The sequence below is a fragment of the Chitinolyticbacter albus genome, assembly GCF_024437655.1.
Taxonomy (GTDB): domain Bacteria; phylum Pseudomonadota; class Gammaproteobacteria; order Burkholderiales; family Chitinibacteraceae; genus Chitinolyticbacter; species Chitinolyticbacter albus.
Map to the genome: position 1 here is coordinate 72,880 of NZ_JANBVF010000015.1, position 17,993 is coordinate 90,872.

Consider the following 17,993-nt stretch of genomic DNA (forward strand, 5'->3'; position numbering starts at 1 on the left):
CCACCGTCTACCTCGTGTTCAGCGCGGCCTGCACCGCTGCAGTGGAGGGCTGATCGGCGACCACCTGATCCATGGGCAGGGCCGCTTACGCGGCCAGCAGCTCCAACAACGGCGCGATGTGCTCGCACAAAGTGTCGAACACCTCGTCCACCCCGCGTTCGGCGTCGAGCACCGGGTAGCCGCGCGACTGCGCCAGCTGCAACAGGTGCCGACGCACCGCATCCTGCTGGCGGATGAACGAGGCATCGCTGCACTCGAAGTCGCAACCCGATTCGTACGGCTTGTGCACGTGCCCGCGTGCCACCGTGACACGCGGGTCGATATCGAGTAGCAAGGTCAGGTCCGGCTCGGGGAAGCAGCGGCACACATCGAGCAGCCATTGTGTATCCAGCCCGAGCGCCGCCTCGGTAGCGAAATGCTTGTGCCAGTAACCGTCGAGGAACACCACTTCGCGTCCCTGTGGCGGCGCGCCCCGGATCAGCACCGCGTTCATGTAGAACAGCCACAACGCTCGCCCTTCGGCCGGCATCTGCGGCAGCAGCCGGTGTGCCAGCGTCTCGTAGTCGCAGCCGAAGAAGGCGCTTTCCGGAAACCGCCCGGCATCGAACAGATCGCGCTTGACGAGGCTGCGCGCCGGCAGACCGAAGGTCTGCTGTGTCCATTGGATCAGTTGCGCGATTTGCGTGGTCTTGCCGCCGCCGTCCGAACCCAGGATGTTAATCAGCATGGCTCAGCCCAGTGACACGGCCGCTTCGGCCATCGTCGGGCCCGGCGCCAGGCGCGCCCGATCGAACTGGAACAGCTGCGCCGCATTGCCGAAGGCGATCGCCTCGGCTTCGTCCTGCGGTACCCCCGCCAGCAGTGTGCGCACGGTTTCGAGCGAACGCGGATGGGTCGACTGCTCGTGCGGGTAGTCCGACCCCCACATGAGGCGCGCCACGCCAATCCGGTCACGCTGTTCGATCGCCCCCTGGTCGTAGATCAGCGAGACGTAAACATTGTCATGGAAGTATTCGCTTGGGCGGCGCGGGGTAGCCACCTGCTGCCGCCGGCGCAGGATGCGGTGTTCGTAGGTCCAGTCCATCTGCCACAGGAAGTACGGCACCCAGCCGCCCTCATGCTCGGAGGTCTCGACCACCAGCCCCGGATGGCGCTCGAACACCCCGCCGAAGATCATGTCGGCCAGCGACATGCGTACCCAGTAGTCGGCGTTGACGCGCAGGCTGTAATCCACCTGCGGGAACGGCACGCCGTAGGGGCCGTTGTGGTTGGTCAGCACATGCAGCGACAACGGCATCTGCAGCGCCGCCGCGGCCGCCCATAGGGGCTCGTAGCATGGCTGGTGGTAGGCATGTTCGCGCCCGGGGTAGACGCTGATGATGCCGCCAGCCATGCCCATGCCCTGCGCGCGCTCCAATTCGCGTACCGCGTCGGCCGGATCGTAGTTGTTGAGCATGGCCACGCCCTTGAGCATGTGCGGCGCCACGCTGCAGAACTCGACCATCCAGTCGTTGTAGGCGCGGCAGATGGCGCCGAAGAGCTCGGCATCGTCGATGCAATAGTTGGTGATGCCCTGGGTCGGTCGGATCACCGCGCCGACCACGCCGTCGGCAAGGTTCTCCTTGACGTATTCGCTGGGGGTATAGGCGGCCGGGTGCACATCATCGAAGGTGGAATGGGTCAGGACCGCCCCCTTGGACGCGATGCCCTGCGCGGGGTCGGCCATGCCGCCGGAGCGCTTCTTGCGACCGCTGACCGAACCGATGCGCTCTCCGTTGTAGATCCACCAGTCGCTGCCGTCGATGCGCGCCACACGTGGTGCCCGGTCGCGGAAAGCCCGGTCGATCCGTTCCACCCACAGGCCGGGGGGCTCGATGATGTGCGAATCGGAGGAAATCAACCGGGTGATGGTCGGGATGGGATTCAAGGCACCGGGTGCGTTCATGACATCTCCCTCTAGCTTGATAAAAGCGCGCCTTGGCGGCGCATCGGTGCCGCCGGGGCGGCGTCAGGACAGGTCGGGTCAGAGCAGCGCGTGCCCGCGCAGCACCTGCTGCAGATCGTCGATGGCGCCCGCGAGCCTGCCGGGCGCAAGGCCGCTGTGCACCGCAAGACGCCCTGCGGCCTGGTTCAACGTGGTCTTGCCGTCAAAGCACAGCAGGATGGCGTAGGCCTGCTGGTTGACCTCGATCACGCAGTGCTCGTCCAGCGCGGTGAGCCGGTAGGCGTCGGGCCCGCAGAAGTGCAGCGACAGTTCGGTAGACAACGCCGGCAGCACGCCATCGCCATCCGGCAGCGACGGCGGCGCCTGCGTCGGGCGGGCCGGTACGCCCGTCGAGTGCTGCGCGGCCGGATCGGCAAAGCGCCGCTGCCCCCAGGGCACGATCACATGCGCCAACCGCTGCAATGCCGTGAAGGCCTCGAACGCCACCAGCACCGACGAGCGCGGCGCCCGGAAGCCCCGCAGTTGCCGCACGATGCCGGGCAGATCGTAGCCGGGCGGCAGATCGGTAGCGTGCCGGCCTGCGGCCAGGCGTTCGAGCAGGCGCAGCCGCCATTTGTCCGCCGGGTTGGTATTGCCGAGCACCGCCAGCAGTGCGCCGATCAGGTGGCCGCGGTACTGCTCGATCAGCTGGGCAGCGCTGGCAGCATCCCCATCCTCGAGCTGCCCCAGGATGTCCAGATGCAGCATGCCCAGATACACCTGGGACAGGTCGAACAGGATGCGCGACAGCGTGCGTTGCACGATCCGCGCCTGCCAGCCGACCAGCCGGGCGGCGCCGAACAGCGGGGCGCCCTGGCGCAGGTTGTGCAGCAGCTTGAGCTCGGCCGCCGAGAACGCAGTCGCGGTACGGCGCGGATCGACGTTGTGGTCGGGGGCAAACCGCGCCAACCGCCCGATCAGCACCTCAATCCGCTCTGGCGCCACGATCTCCACGTCCACCGGGCAGGCCTCGAACGGAACAATCAGCACCGAGGCGAAGTCGGTGCGTGCATCGAACGCGCGCGCGGTGACCAGATAGACGTCGATGTCCGAGCGCAGGTTACCCAGGCCCTCCACCAACGAGCCCGTCACATAGAGCACCTCGTCGCCACACGCGCCAGTCTCCTCGAGCAGCATGCGGGACAGCGCCTCGAGTTCGGTATCATGCCGTTCCAGGTAGGCGTGGATATCCATCAGCGGCGGCCCCACTCACACCGCGCCACCGAACTTGCTCGTCAGGTCGGCGATTATGCGGCCCATCCCAGGGCCACTGCCGACATTCACCAGCCGCAGTGCCGCGTTCAGTTCGGCGAACTCGGAGTGATCGCCCATCTTCTTGGCCAGACTCTGAGCCGCTGCGACATCGCCGCTACCCAGATACAGCTGCGCCAGCCGGAACGCTGCATAGTCGTCGCTCGACTGCAGCTTGAGCGCGGCGGCATAGGCCGTCTTTGCATCCTCGGCGTTGCCGTTCTCCCGATGGGTATCGCCCAGCACGGTCTGCACCGAACGTGGCCTGCCAGTGATGTCGGAGAACTTGAACTTGGCGTTCTGTTGCGCCACTTCCAGTGCGGTCTTCAGCGCAGTCGGTCGGCGGCGCTGCTTGGTATAGAGAATGGCCAGCCGCGCCTTGGCCTCCAGCGAGCCCGGGTCGCGCTGCAATGCCGCATGGTAATGCTTCTGCGCCAGCTGGAACGTCTGCGCCACCTCGCGGATCTTGCCGGCAGCCACGAGGCGCGCGGCATCGCTTTGCGCCTGTTCGACCTCACCGACCAGGCGCTCGAGCGCCTGGATGATTTCCCTGCCCTTGGCGGCCGCCAGCTGCAGATCGCTGCTGATATCGGGGACATCCTTCATCGCTATCTCCTCGGTTCGAATCGCCCGGGACGGCCGGGCTGCGAATGGCCGGCGCAGGACGCGGACGGCATTTGCGGCGCGCCATGTGTTTCGGGATATAGCTGGGTGCGTTCAAACCGCAAGGAACAACTCTTCAAACGGCAAGCTTGCACACCAGTTGCCGAAAGGTAATTGACAAACAATGACAGATGGTATTAACGGCGGAGTGCTTGATGACTCTGTCAAAACGCGCACCATTGATCCAACCCGCTTGCCGGCCCCGGCCCCGGCCGCGCAGCGCAGAATCGCCGGCTGACTCGGGGTGCCCGCCATCTGGCGCAGGCTGAGATACACCCGCAACACCTGATCCGGATCATGCCGGAGTAGGAAAGTCCTCCGGCTTCTCCTGCCCGCAAAGGAGTAGCCGTGATCCGCCGCAAACGCTGCCACTCACCGTCGTCGCCGACGCGCGCGAGCAGCTGCGCATCGAACACCCGCTCACCCATGTACTGACCAACGAGGTGGGGCAGGAAACCACCGGCAATGTCGGCACGCGCAACTCCGAACGGCTCACCGCGGTGCGGGACGCGATCGCAGCCGCCACCCACCGTGCACACGCAGCCTCAGGCGCTGCTGCCCACCAACACCCATGCCCAGCCGAGCACCCGCCTCAGCGCGCAGCTGGCACCGCCGGTGAAAATCTCGAAGGTCAGGGCTAGCGAGTACGGCTTGGTGCTGCGCAAGGCGCCGAAGAAACAGGACGGGACACCCGACGGTCGCAGCAAGGTGGCGCGCCAGGTGAAGAAGAATGTCCAGTCGGGGCAGCCTTCGCTGGACCGATTCTTTGCGCCGCAAGGGTCGAAGGGCCCCGGTCCGGGACCGGGATCGTCGGGGGGACTGACCCTGAAATAGCGCCCGCGCCAAGCGGGGCTGAAATCAAGCCCCCCTTCTAGCGGCTTGATTCAGTTCTGCTGGACTGCGCGATCGAGCTGTTGCAACGAGCCGTCGAGCGCCGCCACCGCCTGCGAGATGACGTCGCTGGCATCGCGCGCACCGGCGAGATCGGCGCGCAGGCGTTCGATGTCGCGCTCCAGTTCCGCGCAACGCGTCGCCTGAAGGGCCTCGTTGCGGGCCACCTCTTCGATACGGCCAGCCACCTCGTCGGCCGCGGCGATGATCGCCACCAGCTTGTTGTCGGCCTCGATTGCGCTGGCATTGCTCTGCTGCATGCGCCCGCTGCCACCGCGCATCGCCACGACTGCCTCGCGCGTACCGGACACGATGCTGCCGATTTTCTCCTCGATTTCGCGCGTGGCGCCGCCAGTGCGCTCGGCCAGCTTGCGCACCTCGTCGGCGACGACGGCAAAGCCCCGTCCGGCTTCACCGGCGCGCGCCGCTTCGATCGCAGCGTTGAGTGCCAAGAGATTGGTCTGGTCGGCTATGTCGCGGATCACCTGCACGATATGGCCTATCTCGTCGCTACGCCGGCCCAGCTCCTCGATCCGTTCAGCCGAATAGGCCACTACGCGCGCGGCCTCGTCCAGATTGGTGCGCATATTGTGCATCGCCGCACCGCCGTCGCCGGCGAGCTGGCCCGCGCTGGCCGCCTCGGTCGCGGCGGTATGGGTCAGCTCGGCATTGTCGCGGCTCATGCCGGCCACGCCCAGCACCACGTCGACCATGTGCTCGGACTGCTGCGCCTGATGGCGCAAGGTAGCGTTGATTCCATGCGTGCCGCTGGAAATCTGCGCCGACTCACGCGAAGCGGTCCCAACCGAACTTGTCACCTCGGCCAGCAGTTGCTGCATCGCGCCCCGGTTGCGCTCCGCCTCACCACGCGCGCGTTCGGTATGGGCGAGGCTCGCCTCCTTGCCACTTTCGAACATCCAGCCCAGCCCGAGCATCACCAGCGTCAGCCCAAGCAGCGAACGAGTCACCAGCGACACATGGTGCTCCGGCCCGAGCGGGCTCTTGGGCAAGGGCCAATGCTGGCCATGCGCGGCTGCGAACAGCAAGATGGCCAACATCGTCAGCACGCTCCAGGCCACGCCGTCGCGCTTGCCGCCGATGAAGTTCGCCGCGACCGGTATCGCCAGGAACCACGGTATCGACGACGATGTGATGCCGCCGTTCACCAGGCACATCCAGCTCACCATGCCAAAAAAGGTGGCGATCAGGCATTCGCGTGCCAGCAACAGCTGGCCGGTCAGCTTGAGTAGCAAGGCCGAGATCAGCATTGCCAGCCCGGCGACAAGCAGGCCTGCGGCCATGGTCGTGTGGCCCAGTTTGAAATAGCTGATCGCGAACGCGGGCACCATGAGCACGGCGAGCAAGGCCGAGCCGACCACGTTGCGCGCACGGCTGTAGACCAGTGCCTCTCTGTGCAGCGTTTCCGGGATAAACCATCCAACCAGATTGCGCCAGATCTCGCCCATATGTTCCGCTCCCGCCGCCAGCACGCAGCATCTGAGCCAGTCTAGCCCAATCATGACGACAAGCTAAATAATCAGGATGGCCCTGATGGCAACGCGGGATCCGGCCACGGTGGCTCCCGAAGATCGATGCCAAGTTTGCTCCAGCTGCTTGTTCGCTCAGGCCCGCTGGCGGACAATCGCAGCCTGACTCGGGGTGCCCGCCATCTGGCGCGGGCTGAGATACACCCGCAACACCTGATCCGGATCATGCCGGCGTAGGAAAGTCCTCCGGCTTCTCCTGCCCGCAAAGGAGTAGCCGTGACCACGCCGCAAACGCTGCCACTCACCGTCGTCGCCGACGAGCTCGAGCGGCTACGCACCGAACACCCGCTTACCCATGTATTGACCAACGAGGTGGTGCAGGAAATCACCGCCAACGTGCTGCTCGCCGTCGGCGCCGCACCGGCGATGATCGTCGCGCGCGAGGAGGCGGCCGCCTTCGCCGCGCTCGCCGGCGCCGTGCTGGTCAATGTCGGCACGCTCTATCCCGAACGGCTCGCCGCGATGCGGGACGCGATCACAGCCGCCAACGCCGCCGGTGTGCCATGGACACTCGACCCGGTCGCGGTCGGCGTGCTCGACTACCGCACCAACGCCTGCCGCGAACTGATCACCCAGCGCCCCGCCGCCATCCGCGGCAATGCGTCCGAAATCCTGGCGCTCGCCGGTTTCGGCGCCTCGGGCCGGGGGGTCGACAGCACCGCGGGCTCGCAGACGGCGCTGGCCGCCGCCGAGCAGCTGGCGCGCGACACCGGCGCCATCGTCGCCGTCACGGGCGAAATCGACTACATCACCGATGGCGAGCAGAGCTGGGCCACGCCCTGGGGCCATCCCATCATGACGCGTGTGGTCGGCACCGGCTGCGCGCTCTCCGCCCTTGTCGCCGCGTTCACCGCGCATGCGCCCGATCGGCTGAACGCGGTGGCCGCCGCCTGCGCGGTGGCCGGGATCTGCGGCGAGCGCGCCGAATCGGCCTGCGACGGGCCCGGCTCGTTCAAGATGGCCTTCCTCGACGCGCTGTACCAGATCAGCCCCAGGCAGCTGCGGGAATGGCAGGCATGAAGCATTTCGACCTCTCGCTCTACCTGGTGCTCGATCCTGATCTATGCGGCGGGCCGGAAGGCATGATCCACACCGCCCGTGTCGCCGCCGAACACGGCGCCACCATGGTGCAGCTGCGCGCGCCCACCTGGAAGAAACGACTGTGGCTGGAAACCGCCACCGTGCTCAAGGCCGTGCTCGATCCCATGGGCGTGCCGCTAATCATCAACGATCAAGTCGACGTCGCGCTCGCCATCGACGCCGCCGGCGTGCACGTCGGCCAGTCCGACCTGCCGATCGAGGTGGTGCGACGCCTGGTCGGCCCGAACAAGATCGTCGGCCTGTCGGCGTCCAATGCCGCGCAGATGGCCGATGCGCCGTTCACACTCGTCGACTACCTCGGCGTGGGCCCGGTCTACCCCACCGGTACCAAGCCCGATGCCTCGCCGGTGATCGGCCTGCCGCATTTCGCCGAACTGATGGCCGCCAAACCGCTGCCCGTCGTTGCCATCGGTGGCATCAAGCAAGGGGGCGCCGCGCCCATCATTGCCGCCGGTGCCGACGGCGTCGCCGTGGTATCGGCCATTTGCGGCCAGACCGACATCGCCGCGGCCACCACCCTGCTGTTGCAGGAAATCGAAGGAGCCCGTTCGTGATCGCCCACGCCCTTACCATCGCCGGCTCGGACTCGGGCGGCGGCGCCGGCATTCAGGCCGACCTCAAGACCTTCTCGGCGCTCGGCGCCTACGGTATGAGCGTGCTGACCGCGCTCACCGCGCAGAACACGCAGGGTGTGAGCGCCGTGCACCCGGTGCCGCCCGATTTCGTCGCGGCCCAGCTCGATGCGGTGTTCGCCGACATCCGCGTCGACACGGTCAAGCTTGGCATGCTGGCCAATGCCGAAATCGTGCTCGCAGTCACCGAGGGCCTCGCGCGCCATCGCCCGACCCATGTGGTGCTCGATACCGTGATGATCGCCAAGGGCGGCCATCCGCTCCTGGCAACCGAAGCCGTATCGGCCATCCGCGATCATCTGTTGCCGCTGGCCTCGCTGATCACGCCCAACCTGCCCGAAGCCGCCGCGCTGCTGGGCTGCGACGTGGCGCGTACCGAGGACGAGATGCGCGAACAGGGCCACGCCTTGCTCGCGGCGGGCGCGCAGGCGGTGCTGATGAAAGGCGGGCATCTGGGCGGCGAGGAAAGCCCGGACTGGCTGGTGACGCCAGCCGGTGAAACGCGCTACGCCAAGGTGCGCGTGCCTACCCGCAATACCCACGGTACTGGCTGCACGCTATCGGCCGCGCTCGCCGCCTTGCGGCCTCGCCACGCCGACTGGCCGGCGACGGTGGCCGCAGCGCGCGATTACCTGCAAGCCGCGCTCGCCGCAGCGGATCGGCTCGATGTCGGTCGCGGCATCGGCCCGGTCCACCATTTCCACGCCTGGTGGTAACGCCGGCAGGCGCCGGGCCTTGACCTTCAGCCTGGCGCGCGCGATACGGTCGACACCCTGCGCAGCCGGGCGCTTGTCATCTCGAGCTCTCCCGCCAGCGCGGCGCCGAAACTGGCATCGGCAACGAGGCAATGTTCGAGCAGCGCCAGCACATCCAGCCGATCGGTGACGCGGCGTAGTCCGGTCACCATATGACGCAGCAGGCGCTGACGTGCAACCGGATCGAGCGCGCGCCAGAGCCTGCCTGCCAGCGCCAGCGGCGCCGGGCAGTCCGGCGCCAGCGGCACGATGCCAGGCACATGCGCCGGTTCCGTGGGCGGCTGCAACACGCGGCGCTGGCCAGCCGGAACCCCATCGAGCTCGATCACGCCCAGATCCAGCCACGACTGCGGTGCCAGCCCTGGAAAGCCACGGTCGGCCTCGATGGCCGGTGTATAGGCTTGCAAGCGCCAGCGCGCGATCTGCCCGGCCGCCAGATGGTTGCCAAAATGCAGGGCCTGTCCACCGTATTGCTCACTCCAGATGGCATCGGCGCACGCCCGCACGCGCAGCCACACCGGCTGGCAATAGCCGTCGGCGTCGACGAAACCGACCGGCTGGGTGGCATAGCCCGTGAGCTGACTGTAGCAGGCGACTGTGCCGCGTGCGGCCAGCAAGGCCATGGCCGTCGGCAGCAAGGCGGGCCAGTTGGCGCAGGCCGCCCAGCTCACGGGCGCCAGGTGACCCGACCAGGCGTCCGGCATCCAGCCAACGCCCGGCACGACATCGAGTCCCAGCAGATTCCAGACGCCATCCTCGGTGTGAAAACTCAGGGCAAATGCCGTTGGCACCCGCCCCTGAAAGCGCGCGGCGGCCGCGGGGGCGAACTGCAGGCAAACCGCAGTTTGCCAACCACGCCCCTGGAACAGTCGGGCATGGCTGGGGGGGGCTGCCTGGTTACTGACGGTAAAACGACCCCAGCCCCCGTGGCGAGGGGCAGAGATCGGCGTATCAAGGGCTTCGGGCGGTAAATGGCGCATGGCGCGGGCGCTCCTGTGACACGTTTCAACGGGCGAAACGCAGAAACGGCCACCCCAGGTGGCCGCTTCCGAAGACGACAGCGCTTAGCTGGCCTTCACCGTCAGGTTGCTTTTCACATCCTTCACGCCTTCCACGCCAGCGGCGATTTCGATGGCGCGCACGCCGGCATCTGGCGTATCGACGCTACCGGAGAGCAGCACCACACCGTTCTCGGTGGTCACCTTCACGTCCAGCGCAGATGCCTGCTTGTCCGCAGCAAGTGCAGCCTTGACCTTGGTGGTGATGGTTGCGTCGTCAATGTAGGTGCTCACCGCTTCGGGGTTCGACTTGCCATTGGCGGTATCGGCGGCGACCACCGGGGCGATGGCGGCCGAGGAAAGAGCGATTGCGGCCAGGGCGCGAGCAAGCATCAGATTGATCTTCATGTGTTTCTCCTTGGTATGGTCTGGATCGCAGACCTGGTGGTCCACGCCAGACAGACAATGCAAGCGCCGTGCCAGCAAGAGAAAGCGCATGAAAATCAAAGTCCTGCAGCGATGCAGCGTCGCAGGACTTTGCGATCTACCCGGTTTCAAACCCGTATCTGTCGCTTTGCGACGACAGCGCTCGCGTCAGACAACGCAAGGCCATGAATCCTAAGAATTTAATCCTGTCGCCCTTCGGCAACGTCGTCTCCGCGAAACAATTCTGGCGTAAGACCGTACTTTTGCAGCAAGCGATAGAATTCGGTGCGGTTGCGTTCGGCCAGCCGCGCCGCATCGGCGACATTGCCATTGGTCAGCTTGAGCAGCTTCACCAGATAATCGCGCTCGAAGCGGGCCTTGGCCTCGGCGAGGCTGAGCACCTCGATGGTCGGTACGCGCAGCGCGCGTTGCACTAGCGCCAGCGGCACCAGCGGTGCGGTGGAGAGCGCACAGACCTGCTCGACCACGTTGTAGAGCTGGCGCACATTGCCCGGCCACGGCGCCGTCGACAGCGCCTCCAGCGCATCCGGGGCGAAGCCGTTGACGCGGCGCCCGTATTTCTCGCTGACCGTTGCCAAGAAATGGCTGGCCAGCAGCGGGATATCCTCGCGCCGCTCGGACAGCGCCGGCAATTGCAGGCTGACCACATTGAGCCGGTAGTAGAGATCCTCGCGGAACTGGCCCTCGGCCATCGCCGCATCCAGATCGCGATGCGTGGCCGAAAGGATGCGTACGTCCACCGCGACGGCTTCGGACGCGCCCACCGGCCGCACTGCCCTTTCCTGCAGCACGCGCAGCAGCTTCACCTGCAGTGGCAGCGGCATGTCGCCGATCTCGTCGAGAAACAGTGTGCCGCCGTGCGCCGCCTGGAATAGCCCACGGTGATTGGCCACGGCGCCGGTGAACGCGCCCTTGATATGGCCGAACAGCTCGGATTCGAGCAGCTGCTCCGGGATCGCGCCGCAGTTCACCGCAACGAAAGGCGCCCGGGCGCGCGGGCTGGCCTTGTGGATGGCGCGCGCCAGCACCTCCTTGCCGCTGCCGCTCTCACCCCGGATCAGGATGCTGGCATCGGTCGTGGCGACGAGCCGCGTCTCGGCCAGCAGCTCTTCCATGCGGTGGCTGCGGCTGATCAGCTCGCTGCGCCAGGCGTCACCGTCGGCGGCGCGTGCCGGGCTCGGCGCGGCCAGGTGCAGCGCCTGCGCGATCTTGTCGGTCAAAAGCTTGCCGTCGAAAGGCTTGGTCAGGTAGGCGAATGCGCCGCGCGAAGTGGCTTCGACCGCATCGGGTATGGTGCCGTGCGCGGTCAGGAGGATCACCGGCAGCGTGGGATGCCGGGCGCGGATCTGGTCGAACAGCACGAGTCCGTCACTATCGGGCAGGCGGATATCGGACAGCACCAGCGCCGGATGCTCGACATCGAGCCGGTTCAGCGCGGCCTGCGCGCTCGCGGCGGTGATCACACGGTAGTTGGCGGCAGCCAGCCGCATGGTCAGAAGCCGCAGGATATCGGGATCGTCGTCGATCACCAGGATCAGCGGGCAGGTCTCGTTCATGGCATCACTTCCCCGATGCCGACGGCCGGGCCGGCAGCGTGTTTTCGATCTTCTTCAACGCCTCGAGCTTGGCGCTGGCCTCGTCGGCACGGCGCTGCTCGTCCTTGAGCTGCTGAGTCAGCTTATCGGCCTGGTCCTCCAGCTTGCGCCGCTCGGTCCACTGCGCTTGCAACACCAGCGCCAGCGACTTGTACGGCTCGGCGTCCAGATCGGCGGCCTTGATCACCAGATCGAGCTGGCCGATGGCGCGTGCCAGCTCGCCGTGGGTACGTGACAGCACCATGGCCCGCTTCAGCGTGGTCGCGGGGCTGGCGGGCTCGGTGGCCAGCGCGTTCAGCTCGCGGGTGAGCTCGCCGTTGGCAAGGCCGCGCAGGCGCGCCGCATACGCCAGCACCTCGTCGAGCGCGCTGGGCGCTTCTTCAATGACGATCACCGGCGGCGGCGTGGGCGTCGGCGTGGGCGGCGGCACCGGCACGGGCGGCGGCGGAGGGTGGAACAACTGGCAGGCCGACAATAGGCCGGCGGCCAGCAGGAGTAAGCAGCGTTTCATGCGGGCAGTTCGATCCTGAAATGAGCACCGCGTTCGCTGGGCAGCAAGGCAATGGCGCCGCCATGGGCCGCGATGTATTCGCGCACGATGGAAAGACCTATGCCGCTACCGTGGCGCGCGCCGGGAGGCTGGCGCCGGCCCTGGTAGAACGGCTCGAAAATGCGTTCAGCGTCGGCGGTATCGATGCCGGGCCCTTCGTCCCAACAATCGATGCACAGCGCGCCGGCATTTTGCTGCAATGCAAAATGAATAGTAGCGCCATCGGGGCTGAAGCGGATCGCATTGGACAATAAATTGCCGAATACCGCCTCGAGCTTGTCCGGATCGGCACGCAGCGTCGCGGCTTCGCCATCCAGCGTCACAGTGAGGCCACGCGCCTGCCATTGCAAGCGCTGCGCCTCGATCACCGCTGCGATCTGCGCGCGCGCATCCAATGGCCGAACCACCGCATGGGTGGCATCGAACACGGCGGCGTTGTAACGCAGCAGATCCTCGATCTGGCGTTGCTGCGCCGCCACATTTTGCCGCAGTATGCCGACCACTTCGCTCTGGCCGGGGGTCAGCGGACCCAGCACGCCGTCGTCCAGCAGCGCCACGCCCTCGCGCAATGCCGCCAGCGGCGTCTTGAGCTCGTGCGATACATGACGCAGGAAGCGGGCCTTGTCGGCCTCGAGCGCCGCCAGCCGCTGGCGCAGCCAATCGAGTTGCTCGGCCAGGCGCCGCAGATCGGAAGGACCGCGGATGCGGATTTCCTCGTCGTAGCGATTCTGGCCCAGCCGTGCGATGGCCGATTCGATGCGCGCCAGTGGCCGCGTCAGCCACAGACCGAATGCCAACGCCAGCAGCACCGCCATCACCGCCGCCGCTGCCGCCTGCGCGCCGAGCACCGTGCGCTGGCGTTCCAGCTCGGCCGACAAGGTGTTGTTGTTGCGTTCGACCCGGCGCTTCACCGCCATGCCCAGGCGCTCGTTGATGCCGCGCAATTGGGCGAAGTGCTCGAACAGCATCGCCTCATCACCCCTGGGCTTGCCCGGGACCAACTGCTCGGCAGTGCCCGCCTGATGTTCGCGCCAGGCGGCGAATTCAACGGTGCTGACTTCGGTCAGCGCCTGCGCCAGCGTGGCGAGCGCCTTGTCGGCCTCCTGCCCCGCCTCGATAAAGCGTTGCCGGAAGGCCTCATCGTCGAGCACCAGAAACTGGCGCGCGCTGCGCTCCATCGTCAGCGTGCGTTCGGCCAGCCGCTCGGCCGCCTCGGTCAGGCGTACCGCGTCGCGCGCCGATTCGCGGCTATGCCCGGCCATGCGCTCCAGCGACAGCCACACCTGCACCGAGCTCGCCGACAGCACCGCGCCGACCAGCAGGAAGGCCACCAGCAGCAACTGGCGGAACGACAGTCGGTAATGCCATGACGCGCGCATCAGGCAGCCACTCCCAGCCCGCCCAGGCATTGCGCCAGCGTCGCGGCGAATGTTTGCGCCGCTTCAGGCGTCAGCGCCGCCGAGGTGATGCGCAGCGCGGACAGCGTGCGCGTGACGCGAAAGGCCTCGCCGGTACGCACCAGATAGCCGCGCGCGGCAAGCGCCTGCGCGACGGCGGCATCGTCCTGCAGCGGCAGCCACACATTCAGGCCCTCCCCGGCCACCGGCTTGAGGCCTATCCGGGTCAGCGCAGCGCACAACGCGGCATGGCGCTCGGTATAGAGTGCGCCGGCTCGGGCGCAATACGCGGTGACCGCCACATCATCCAGCAGCGACAGCGCCAGCCGTTGCATGATGAAGCTGGGCCAGCGTGGCCCCAGGTATTGCCGACGCTGCACGCGGGCCAGCGTCAAGGCGTCACCGGCAAGAAAGGCCAGCCGCAGGTCCGGTCCCAGGCTCTTGGACAGCGAGCGCAACGCCGCCCAGCGCTCGCGGCCCGCTTCGACCAGCGAAGGCGTCGGGCCCGGCGCGAAGGCCGCGAAATGATCGTCCTCGATCACCAGCAATTGCAGGTCCTGCGCGAGCAACGCGCGCAATTGCGCCGCGCGCTGCGGCGTGGTGTTGATGCCGGTGGGGTTATGCGAATACGGCGTCCAGAGCAGTGCCTTGGGCCTGCGCGCGAGCGCGGCTTCCAGCGCCTCGGGAACGATGCCCGCCTCGTCCAGCGGCAGGCCGATCAGGTTGTAGCCGGCCTGCTTCAGCTGCGTGAGCGAGCCGGGAAAGCACGGATCCTCGACCAGGATCGTGTCGCCCGGCGACAGCCACGCCGCCAGCACGCGCTCGATGCCATCGAGCGCGCCGTGCACCAGCAAGGGATCGGCGAACTCGGCGCCGATCTGGCCGGTTCGGCGCCACCAGTCCCGGCCATGGGCGACAAGTCGCGGCTCATAGCAGGGCTGGCCATAGAGCGCATGCGGTAGCGTCAAGCGCGCCAGGTGAGGCGCGTAGTCGGGCAGCAAATCGGGATCGGGGTTGCCCGACGCAAGCTCGGCAAAGCCCGCCTGCGGCGCATGAAGGGGCGCGCCCGCCGGCAGGCCGATGCGCGAACGGGGGGCCACGCGTGTGCCGCCACGCCCAGCCGATTCGGCCAGTCCGGCCACGATCAGCCGCCGGTAGGCGGCGGCCACCGTGTTCCGGTTTACGTCAAGCTGCTCGGCCAGCGCGCGGATGGTGGGCAAAGCCTCACCCTGCGCAAGTTCACCCGCTTCGATCGCGCTGCGCAGGCGCAGGTAGATGTCCTCGGCGCCACAGGCCTTGCCAGTAGAGAAAAGTGTTTGTACCATGCAATTGTTTTAATTTGTCATAGGACAAATTTTATTTAACCTACTCAACAGCAGACCATGCCTGCACGCCATGGTTCAACCAGCCTGCCGGAGAACGAGTGCTGGCCAGCACGCCTCCCCCCTTCGCCGTGGCGCCGCTTGACGGCAAGGCGACTCGGCAGCGCCTTGCTTCCATCCTGAAAACCCAGACAAACACAGCGGATATTGATGATGAAATCCAGACAAAACGCCATTTTGCTCGGACTATGCCAGTTCTGCTACATGGCCGCCACGGCAGTCGGCATCTCGTTTGCGGGTCTCGTCGGCAGGCAGCTGGCTCCCGACCCGGCATGGGCAACACTGCCCTATCTCTTGATCACCGCCAGTACCGCGATTGCCACGCTGGGCCTGCCCCGGCAGATCGTGGCCTGGGGCTATCGCCGGTTGTTCGCGCTGGGGGCGTTGTCCGGCGTGGCGTCGGGCATGGTCAGCGTGGCGGCGCTCTACGCAGGATCGTTCTGGCTGTTCTGCCTCGCCGCTCCGCTGCAGGGCTATTACCAGGCCACCACGCTCTACTACAGGTATGCCGCAGCCGAAACGGCGGCCGAAGCGGACAAGGGCTCTGCCATGGCCTGGGTACTCTCGGGCGGCATCTTCGCCGCCTTTGCCGGCCCCATGCTGGCCGGGCGCGCAGTGAGCGCCGTACCGGGCGTACCCTTTGCCGGCAGCTTCGCCGCAGTGGCCGCGCTGACGCTGCTGGCACTGATCCCGATCGCGCTGGCGCGGTTGCCACAATCTGCGAGCAATGCCCACACGGTGAGCGTGAGCGTGCGTCAGGCTTTGGCCATGCCCGGGGCGATAGAGGGCGTGCTCGCCTGCGTCGGCGGCTACGCGTTGATGATGTTCCTGATGGTGGCTACGCCGCTCGCCGTCGCCGGCTGCGGCTTCGGCCCTGGCGGTGCCGCCAGCGTGATCCAGTGGCATATGCTGGGCATGTTTGCGCCATCGCTCGTCACCGGTCGCCTGATCACCCGTTATGGCCCCCGGCACATCGCGATGGCGGGCGCGGGCGTGATGCTGATCGCCTGTGTGCTGGCGCTATCGGGTCTGACGCTGGCACACTTCCACGTGGCGCTGACGCTGGTCGGGCTGGGGTGGAACCTGATGTATATGGGCGGCAGCACACTGATCGCACAGGTGCCGGCCCCCGAGCGTACGCGACTGCAAGCGGTCAACGAATTTACCACCTTCGGTTGCGTCGCGAGCGCCGCAGGCGCGGCGGGCTGGGTCTACCAGGCGCAGGGCTGGTACGCGGTGGCGCAATGGTCGCTGGGTTTGCTGGCCGCGCTCGCCGTCGCGACCATCGTGCTCTCGCGTCGACAGGCCGCATACGCGATCTGATCGCTATTCGAGGCGGGCGGCACCCGGCGCGGGATTGCGGTAGGACAGGTGAAAATCGAGCGCCTGGCGGCCGTCGCCCTTGAACTCGACAAAATAGATGCCGGTGCGGAAGGCCCCGAACTCGTTGGAGAGCACGGTATAGACCACCCGGCTCTTGACCTCGATGATCTTGGGGCGCTGCCCGGCGGAAGTGGGTGGAATCGATAGCAACACCGTCACCTTGTCGGAAACGGGCAGGCTGAAATCGGAATGCAGGCTGAAACCGCCGCGTGATACATCGAACGCGCGTCCACGAAACGACATGCGCTGGTCGCGCTCCTCATAGACGATGGCCACCCGCCAGTTGACCAGGTAGCGTGGCTCGACGCGCTTGTCGGTCCATTCGTCCGCCATATCGGCAGCGGGGTAAAGCGGATTGCCCGTCAGGCGATCATCCATCGAATGGTCCAGAGTGGTTGTTCCTTGGGCATTATAAGTGCATGACGCGCGCCAGCATCGCTCCGCCTGCATGGGCGTGGCACCCGCCGCACAGCAGCCCGAGCCCATCAAGCCACGAGATGCAACCGCACGCAAGGAGTACCGCCATGCGTTCTGCCCTGTTCACCCTGTTGACCCTGCTCGCCGCCAGCAGCAGTTGGGCCGATGCCGTGTTCTTCGACGATTTCCAGTACCCCGACGCCAAGGCCATGACCGCCAATGGCTGGAAATTGCGCAACGGTACCGGCTGGCCCGGCGTGGAAGGCGCGCGCTGGGTCGCAGGCGGCGTTGGCGTCATCGCCGATCCGGCCACGCCGGGCAACCGGTTGCTGCAGCTGTCCGCCGCGAGCGATGGTAGCGCCAAGGGCACGCGCCACGCCCAGCTGTGCCACGAGCGCAAATACCTGGAAGGCACGTACGCCGCGCGGGTGCGCTTCTCGGATACGCCGGTGCACGGGCCCGATGGCGACGAAATCGTGCAGACCTTCTACCTGATCAGCCCGCTCAAGGCGCCGGCCCATCCCGACTACAGCGAGATCGACTTCGAATACCTGCCCAATGGCGGCTGGGGCGCCAGCGGCGCCACCTTCTACGTGACCACCTGGGAAACCTTCATCCCCGCGCCCAAGTTCTGGAAGGACAACCAGCACGACCGGCTGCGCGGCAGTCAGGCTGGCTGGCGCACGCTGGTGGTGCAGGTGGCTGGCGGGCGCGTGGAATACTTCGTCGACGGCACGCCGCTCGCGCGCCATGGCGGCGGCTATTACCCGGAAGTGCCGATGTCGATCAACTTCAACCTGTGGTTCAGCGCCCTTGGCGCGAACAGCAGCCAGCCGCGTGCCTACCTTGAGCAGGTGGACTGGGTGCTGCACGTACCGGGCCAGGTGCTGAGCCCGGCCGAAGTGCATGCCCGCCTGACGCAGCTGCGCCGCGACAAGGTGGCGTTCCGCGACACGGTACCGTCGCGCAACCTCGCTTCACCGTGCGATTTGTAAGCCCT

The 17,993-nt window shown here is 66.8% G+C and carries 18 protein-coding genes and 2 riboswitches; of the genes, 6 read left to right on the forward strand and 12 right to left on the reverse strand.

All coding sequences use genetic code 11. The features are described 5' to 3' along the window. Positions 1 to 85: 85 nt before the first annotated feature. The 4 genes from NLI84_RS10680 to NLI84_RS10695 all read right to left on the reverse strand — a co-directional run bounded on the left by NLI84_RS10680 (position 86) and on the right by NLI84_RS10695 (position 3,841). Complete coding sequence (locus tag NLI84_RS10680; protein ID WP_255990079.1) at positions 86 to 727, reverse strand: dTMP kinase; 642 nt, start codon at positions 725 to 727, stop codon at positions 86 to 88. A gap of 3 nt (positions 728 to 730) precedes the next feature. Beyond that, a complete protein-coding gene (locus NLI84_RS10685) occupies positions 731 to 1,945 on the reverse strand; it encodes an amidohydrolase family protein (RefSeq protein ID WP_255990080.1) in 1,215 nt (404 codons plus the stop codon). Positions 1,946 to 2,023: 78 nt separating this feature from the next. Beyond that, entirely contained in the window at positions 2,024 to 3,178 is a 1,155-nt protein-coding gene (locus NLI84_RS10690; protein WP_255990081.1) for a hypothetical protein, read from the reverse strand. A 15-nt stretch (positions 3,179 to 3,193) separates the two neighbouring features. Then, positions 3,194 to 3,841, reverse strand: coding sequence for a tetratricopeptide repeat protein (locus NLI84_RS10695; protein WP_255990082.1), 648 nt, complete (start codon positions 3,839 to 3,841; stop codon positions 3,194 to 3,196). Between the two features lie 287 nt (positions 3,842 to 4,128). Continuing rightward, a riboswitch (TPP riboswitch) is annotated at positions 4,129 to 4,227 on the forward strand. Positions 4,228 to 4,429: 202 nt separating this feature from the next. Between NLI84_RS10695 and NLI84_RS10700 the strand changes: the two genes are divergently transcribed. Continuing rightward, positions 4,430 to 4,732, forward strand: coding sequence for a hypothetical protein (locus NLI84_RS10700; RefSeq protein WP_255990083.1), 303 nt, complete (start codon positions 4,430 to 4,432; stop codon positions 4,730 to 4,732). Between the two features lie 50 nt (positions 4,733 to 4,782). Here NLI84_RS10700 and NLI84_RS19005 read toward each other — a convergent pair whose 3' ends face one another. Continuing rightward, on the reverse strand, positions 4,783 to 6,255 hold the full coding sequence (locus NLI84_RS19005; protein WP_284699899.1) for a methyl-accepting chemotaxis protein: 1,473 nt from the start codon (positions 6,253 to 6,255) through the stop codon (positions 4,783 to 4,785). A gap of 179 nt (positions 6,256 to 6,434) precedes the next feature. Beyond that, a riboswitch (TPP riboswitch) is annotated at positions 6,435 to 6,533 on the forward strand. Between the two features lie 19 nt (positions 6,534 to 6,552). Here NLI84_RS19005 and thiM point away from each other — a divergent pair. The 3 genes from thiM to thiD are packed head-to-tail and all read left to right on the forward strand — an operon-like array spanning position 6,553 to position 8,785. Further along, positions 6,553 to 7,356, forward strand: a complete 804-nt coding sequence (gene thiM, locus NLI84_RS10710; RefSeq protein ID WP_255990084.1) for a hydroxyethylthiazole kinase — start codon at positions 6,553 to 6,555, stop codon at positions 7,354 to 7,356. After that, the gene (thiE, locus tag NLI84_RS10715) at positions 7,353 to 7,991 is read left to right on the forward strand and encodes a thiamine phosphate synthase (protein ID WP_255990085.1); all 639 of its coding nucleotides are present in this window, start codon (positions 7,353 to 7,355) and stop codon (positions 7,989 to 7,991) included. The genes thiM and thiE overlap by 4 nt, the downstream gene beginning before the upstream one ends. Next, positions 7,988 to 8,785, forward strand: coding sequence for a bifunctional hydroxymethylpyrimidine kinase/phosphomethylpyrimidine kinase (gene thiD, locus NLI84_RS10720; protein WP_255990086.1), 798 nt, complete (start codon positions 7,988 to 7,990; stop codon positions 8,783 to 8,785). Before thiE ends, thiD begins: the two co-directional genes overlap by 4 nt. Positions 8,786 to 8,811: 26 nt before the next feature. Here the strand turns inward: thiD and NLI84_RS10725 are convergent, their stop codons facing one another. From NLI84_RS10725 to NLI84_RS10750, 6 genes are all read right to left on the reverse strand, one after another. Next, complete coding sequence (locus tag NLI84_RS10725) at positions 8,812 to 9,804, reverse strand: hypothetical protein (RefSeq protein WP_255990087.1); 993 nt, start codon at positions 9,802 to 9,804, stop codon at positions 8,812 to 8,814. 84 nt (positions 9,805 to 9,888) lie between these two features. Further along, a complete protein-coding gene (locus tag NLI84_RS10730) occupies positions 9,889 to 10,230 on the reverse strand; it encodes a BON domain-containing protein (RefSeq protein ID WP_255990088.1) in 342 nt (113 codons plus the stop codon). A 218-nt stretch (positions 10,231 to 10,448) separates the two neighbouring features. Continuing rightward, positions 10,449 to 11,825 carry a sigma 54-interacting transcriptional regulator gene (locus NLI84_RS10735; protein WP_255990089.1) on the reverse strand — a complete coding sequence of 459 codons (1,377 nt, stop codon included), beginning with the start codon at positions 11,823 to 11,825 and terminating at the stop codon, positions 10,449 to 10,451. A 4-nt stretch (positions 11,826 to 11,829) separates the two neighbouring features. After that, on the reverse strand, positions 11,830 to 12,375 hold the full coding sequence (locus NLI84_RS10740) for a hypothetical protein (protein WP_255990090.1): 546 nt from the start codon (positions 12,373 to 12,375) through the stop codon (positions 11,830 to 11,832). Continuing rightward, positions 12,372 to 13,793: a sensor histidine kinase gene (locus NLI84_RS10745; RefSeq protein WP_255990091.1), complete on the reverse strand. Its 1,422-nt coding sequence runs from the start codon at positions 13,791 to 13,793 to the stop codon at positions 12,372 to 12,374. The genes NLI84_RS10740 and NLI84_RS10745 overlap by 4 nt, the downstream gene beginning before the upstream one ends. Further along, entirely contained in the window at positions 13,793 to 15,136 is a 1,344-nt protein-coding gene (locus tag NLI84_RS10750; protein ID WP_255990092.1) for an aminotransferase class I/II-fold pyridoxal phosphate-dependent enzyme, read from the reverse strand. The genes NLI84_RS10745 and NLI84_RS10750 overlap by 1 nt, the downstream gene beginning before the upstream one ends. Positions 15,137 to 15,346: 210 nt before the next feature. Here NLI84_RS10750 and NLI84_RS10755 point away from each other — a divergent pair, with 210 nt between their 5' ends. Then, positions 15,347 to 16,516: an MFS transporter gene (locus NLI84_RS10755; RefSeq protein WP_255990093.1), complete on the forward strand. Its 1,170-nt coding sequence runs from the start codon at positions 15,347 to 15,349 to the stop codon at positions 16,514 to 16,516. A 3-nt stretch (positions 16,517 to 16,519) separates the two neighbouring features. Here the strand turns inward: NLI84_RS10755 and NLI84_RS10760 are convergent, their stop codons facing one another. After that, a complete protein-coding gene (locus NLI84_RS10760) occupies positions 16,520 to 16,954 on the reverse strand; it encodes a PilZ domain-containing protein (RefSeq protein WP_255990094.1) in 435 nt (144 codons plus the stop codon). Positions 16,955 to 17,100: 146 nt separating this feature from the next. On the opposite strand from NLI84_RS10760, the gene NLI84_RS10765 reads away from it, so the two are divergent. After that, positions 17,101 to 17,988, forward strand: coding sequence for a glycoside hydrolase family 16 protein (locus NLI84_RS10765; protein WP_255990095.1), 888 nt, complete (start codon positions 17,101 to 17,103; stop codon positions 17,986 to 17,988). Positions 17,989 to 17,993: the final 5 nt, after the last annotated feature.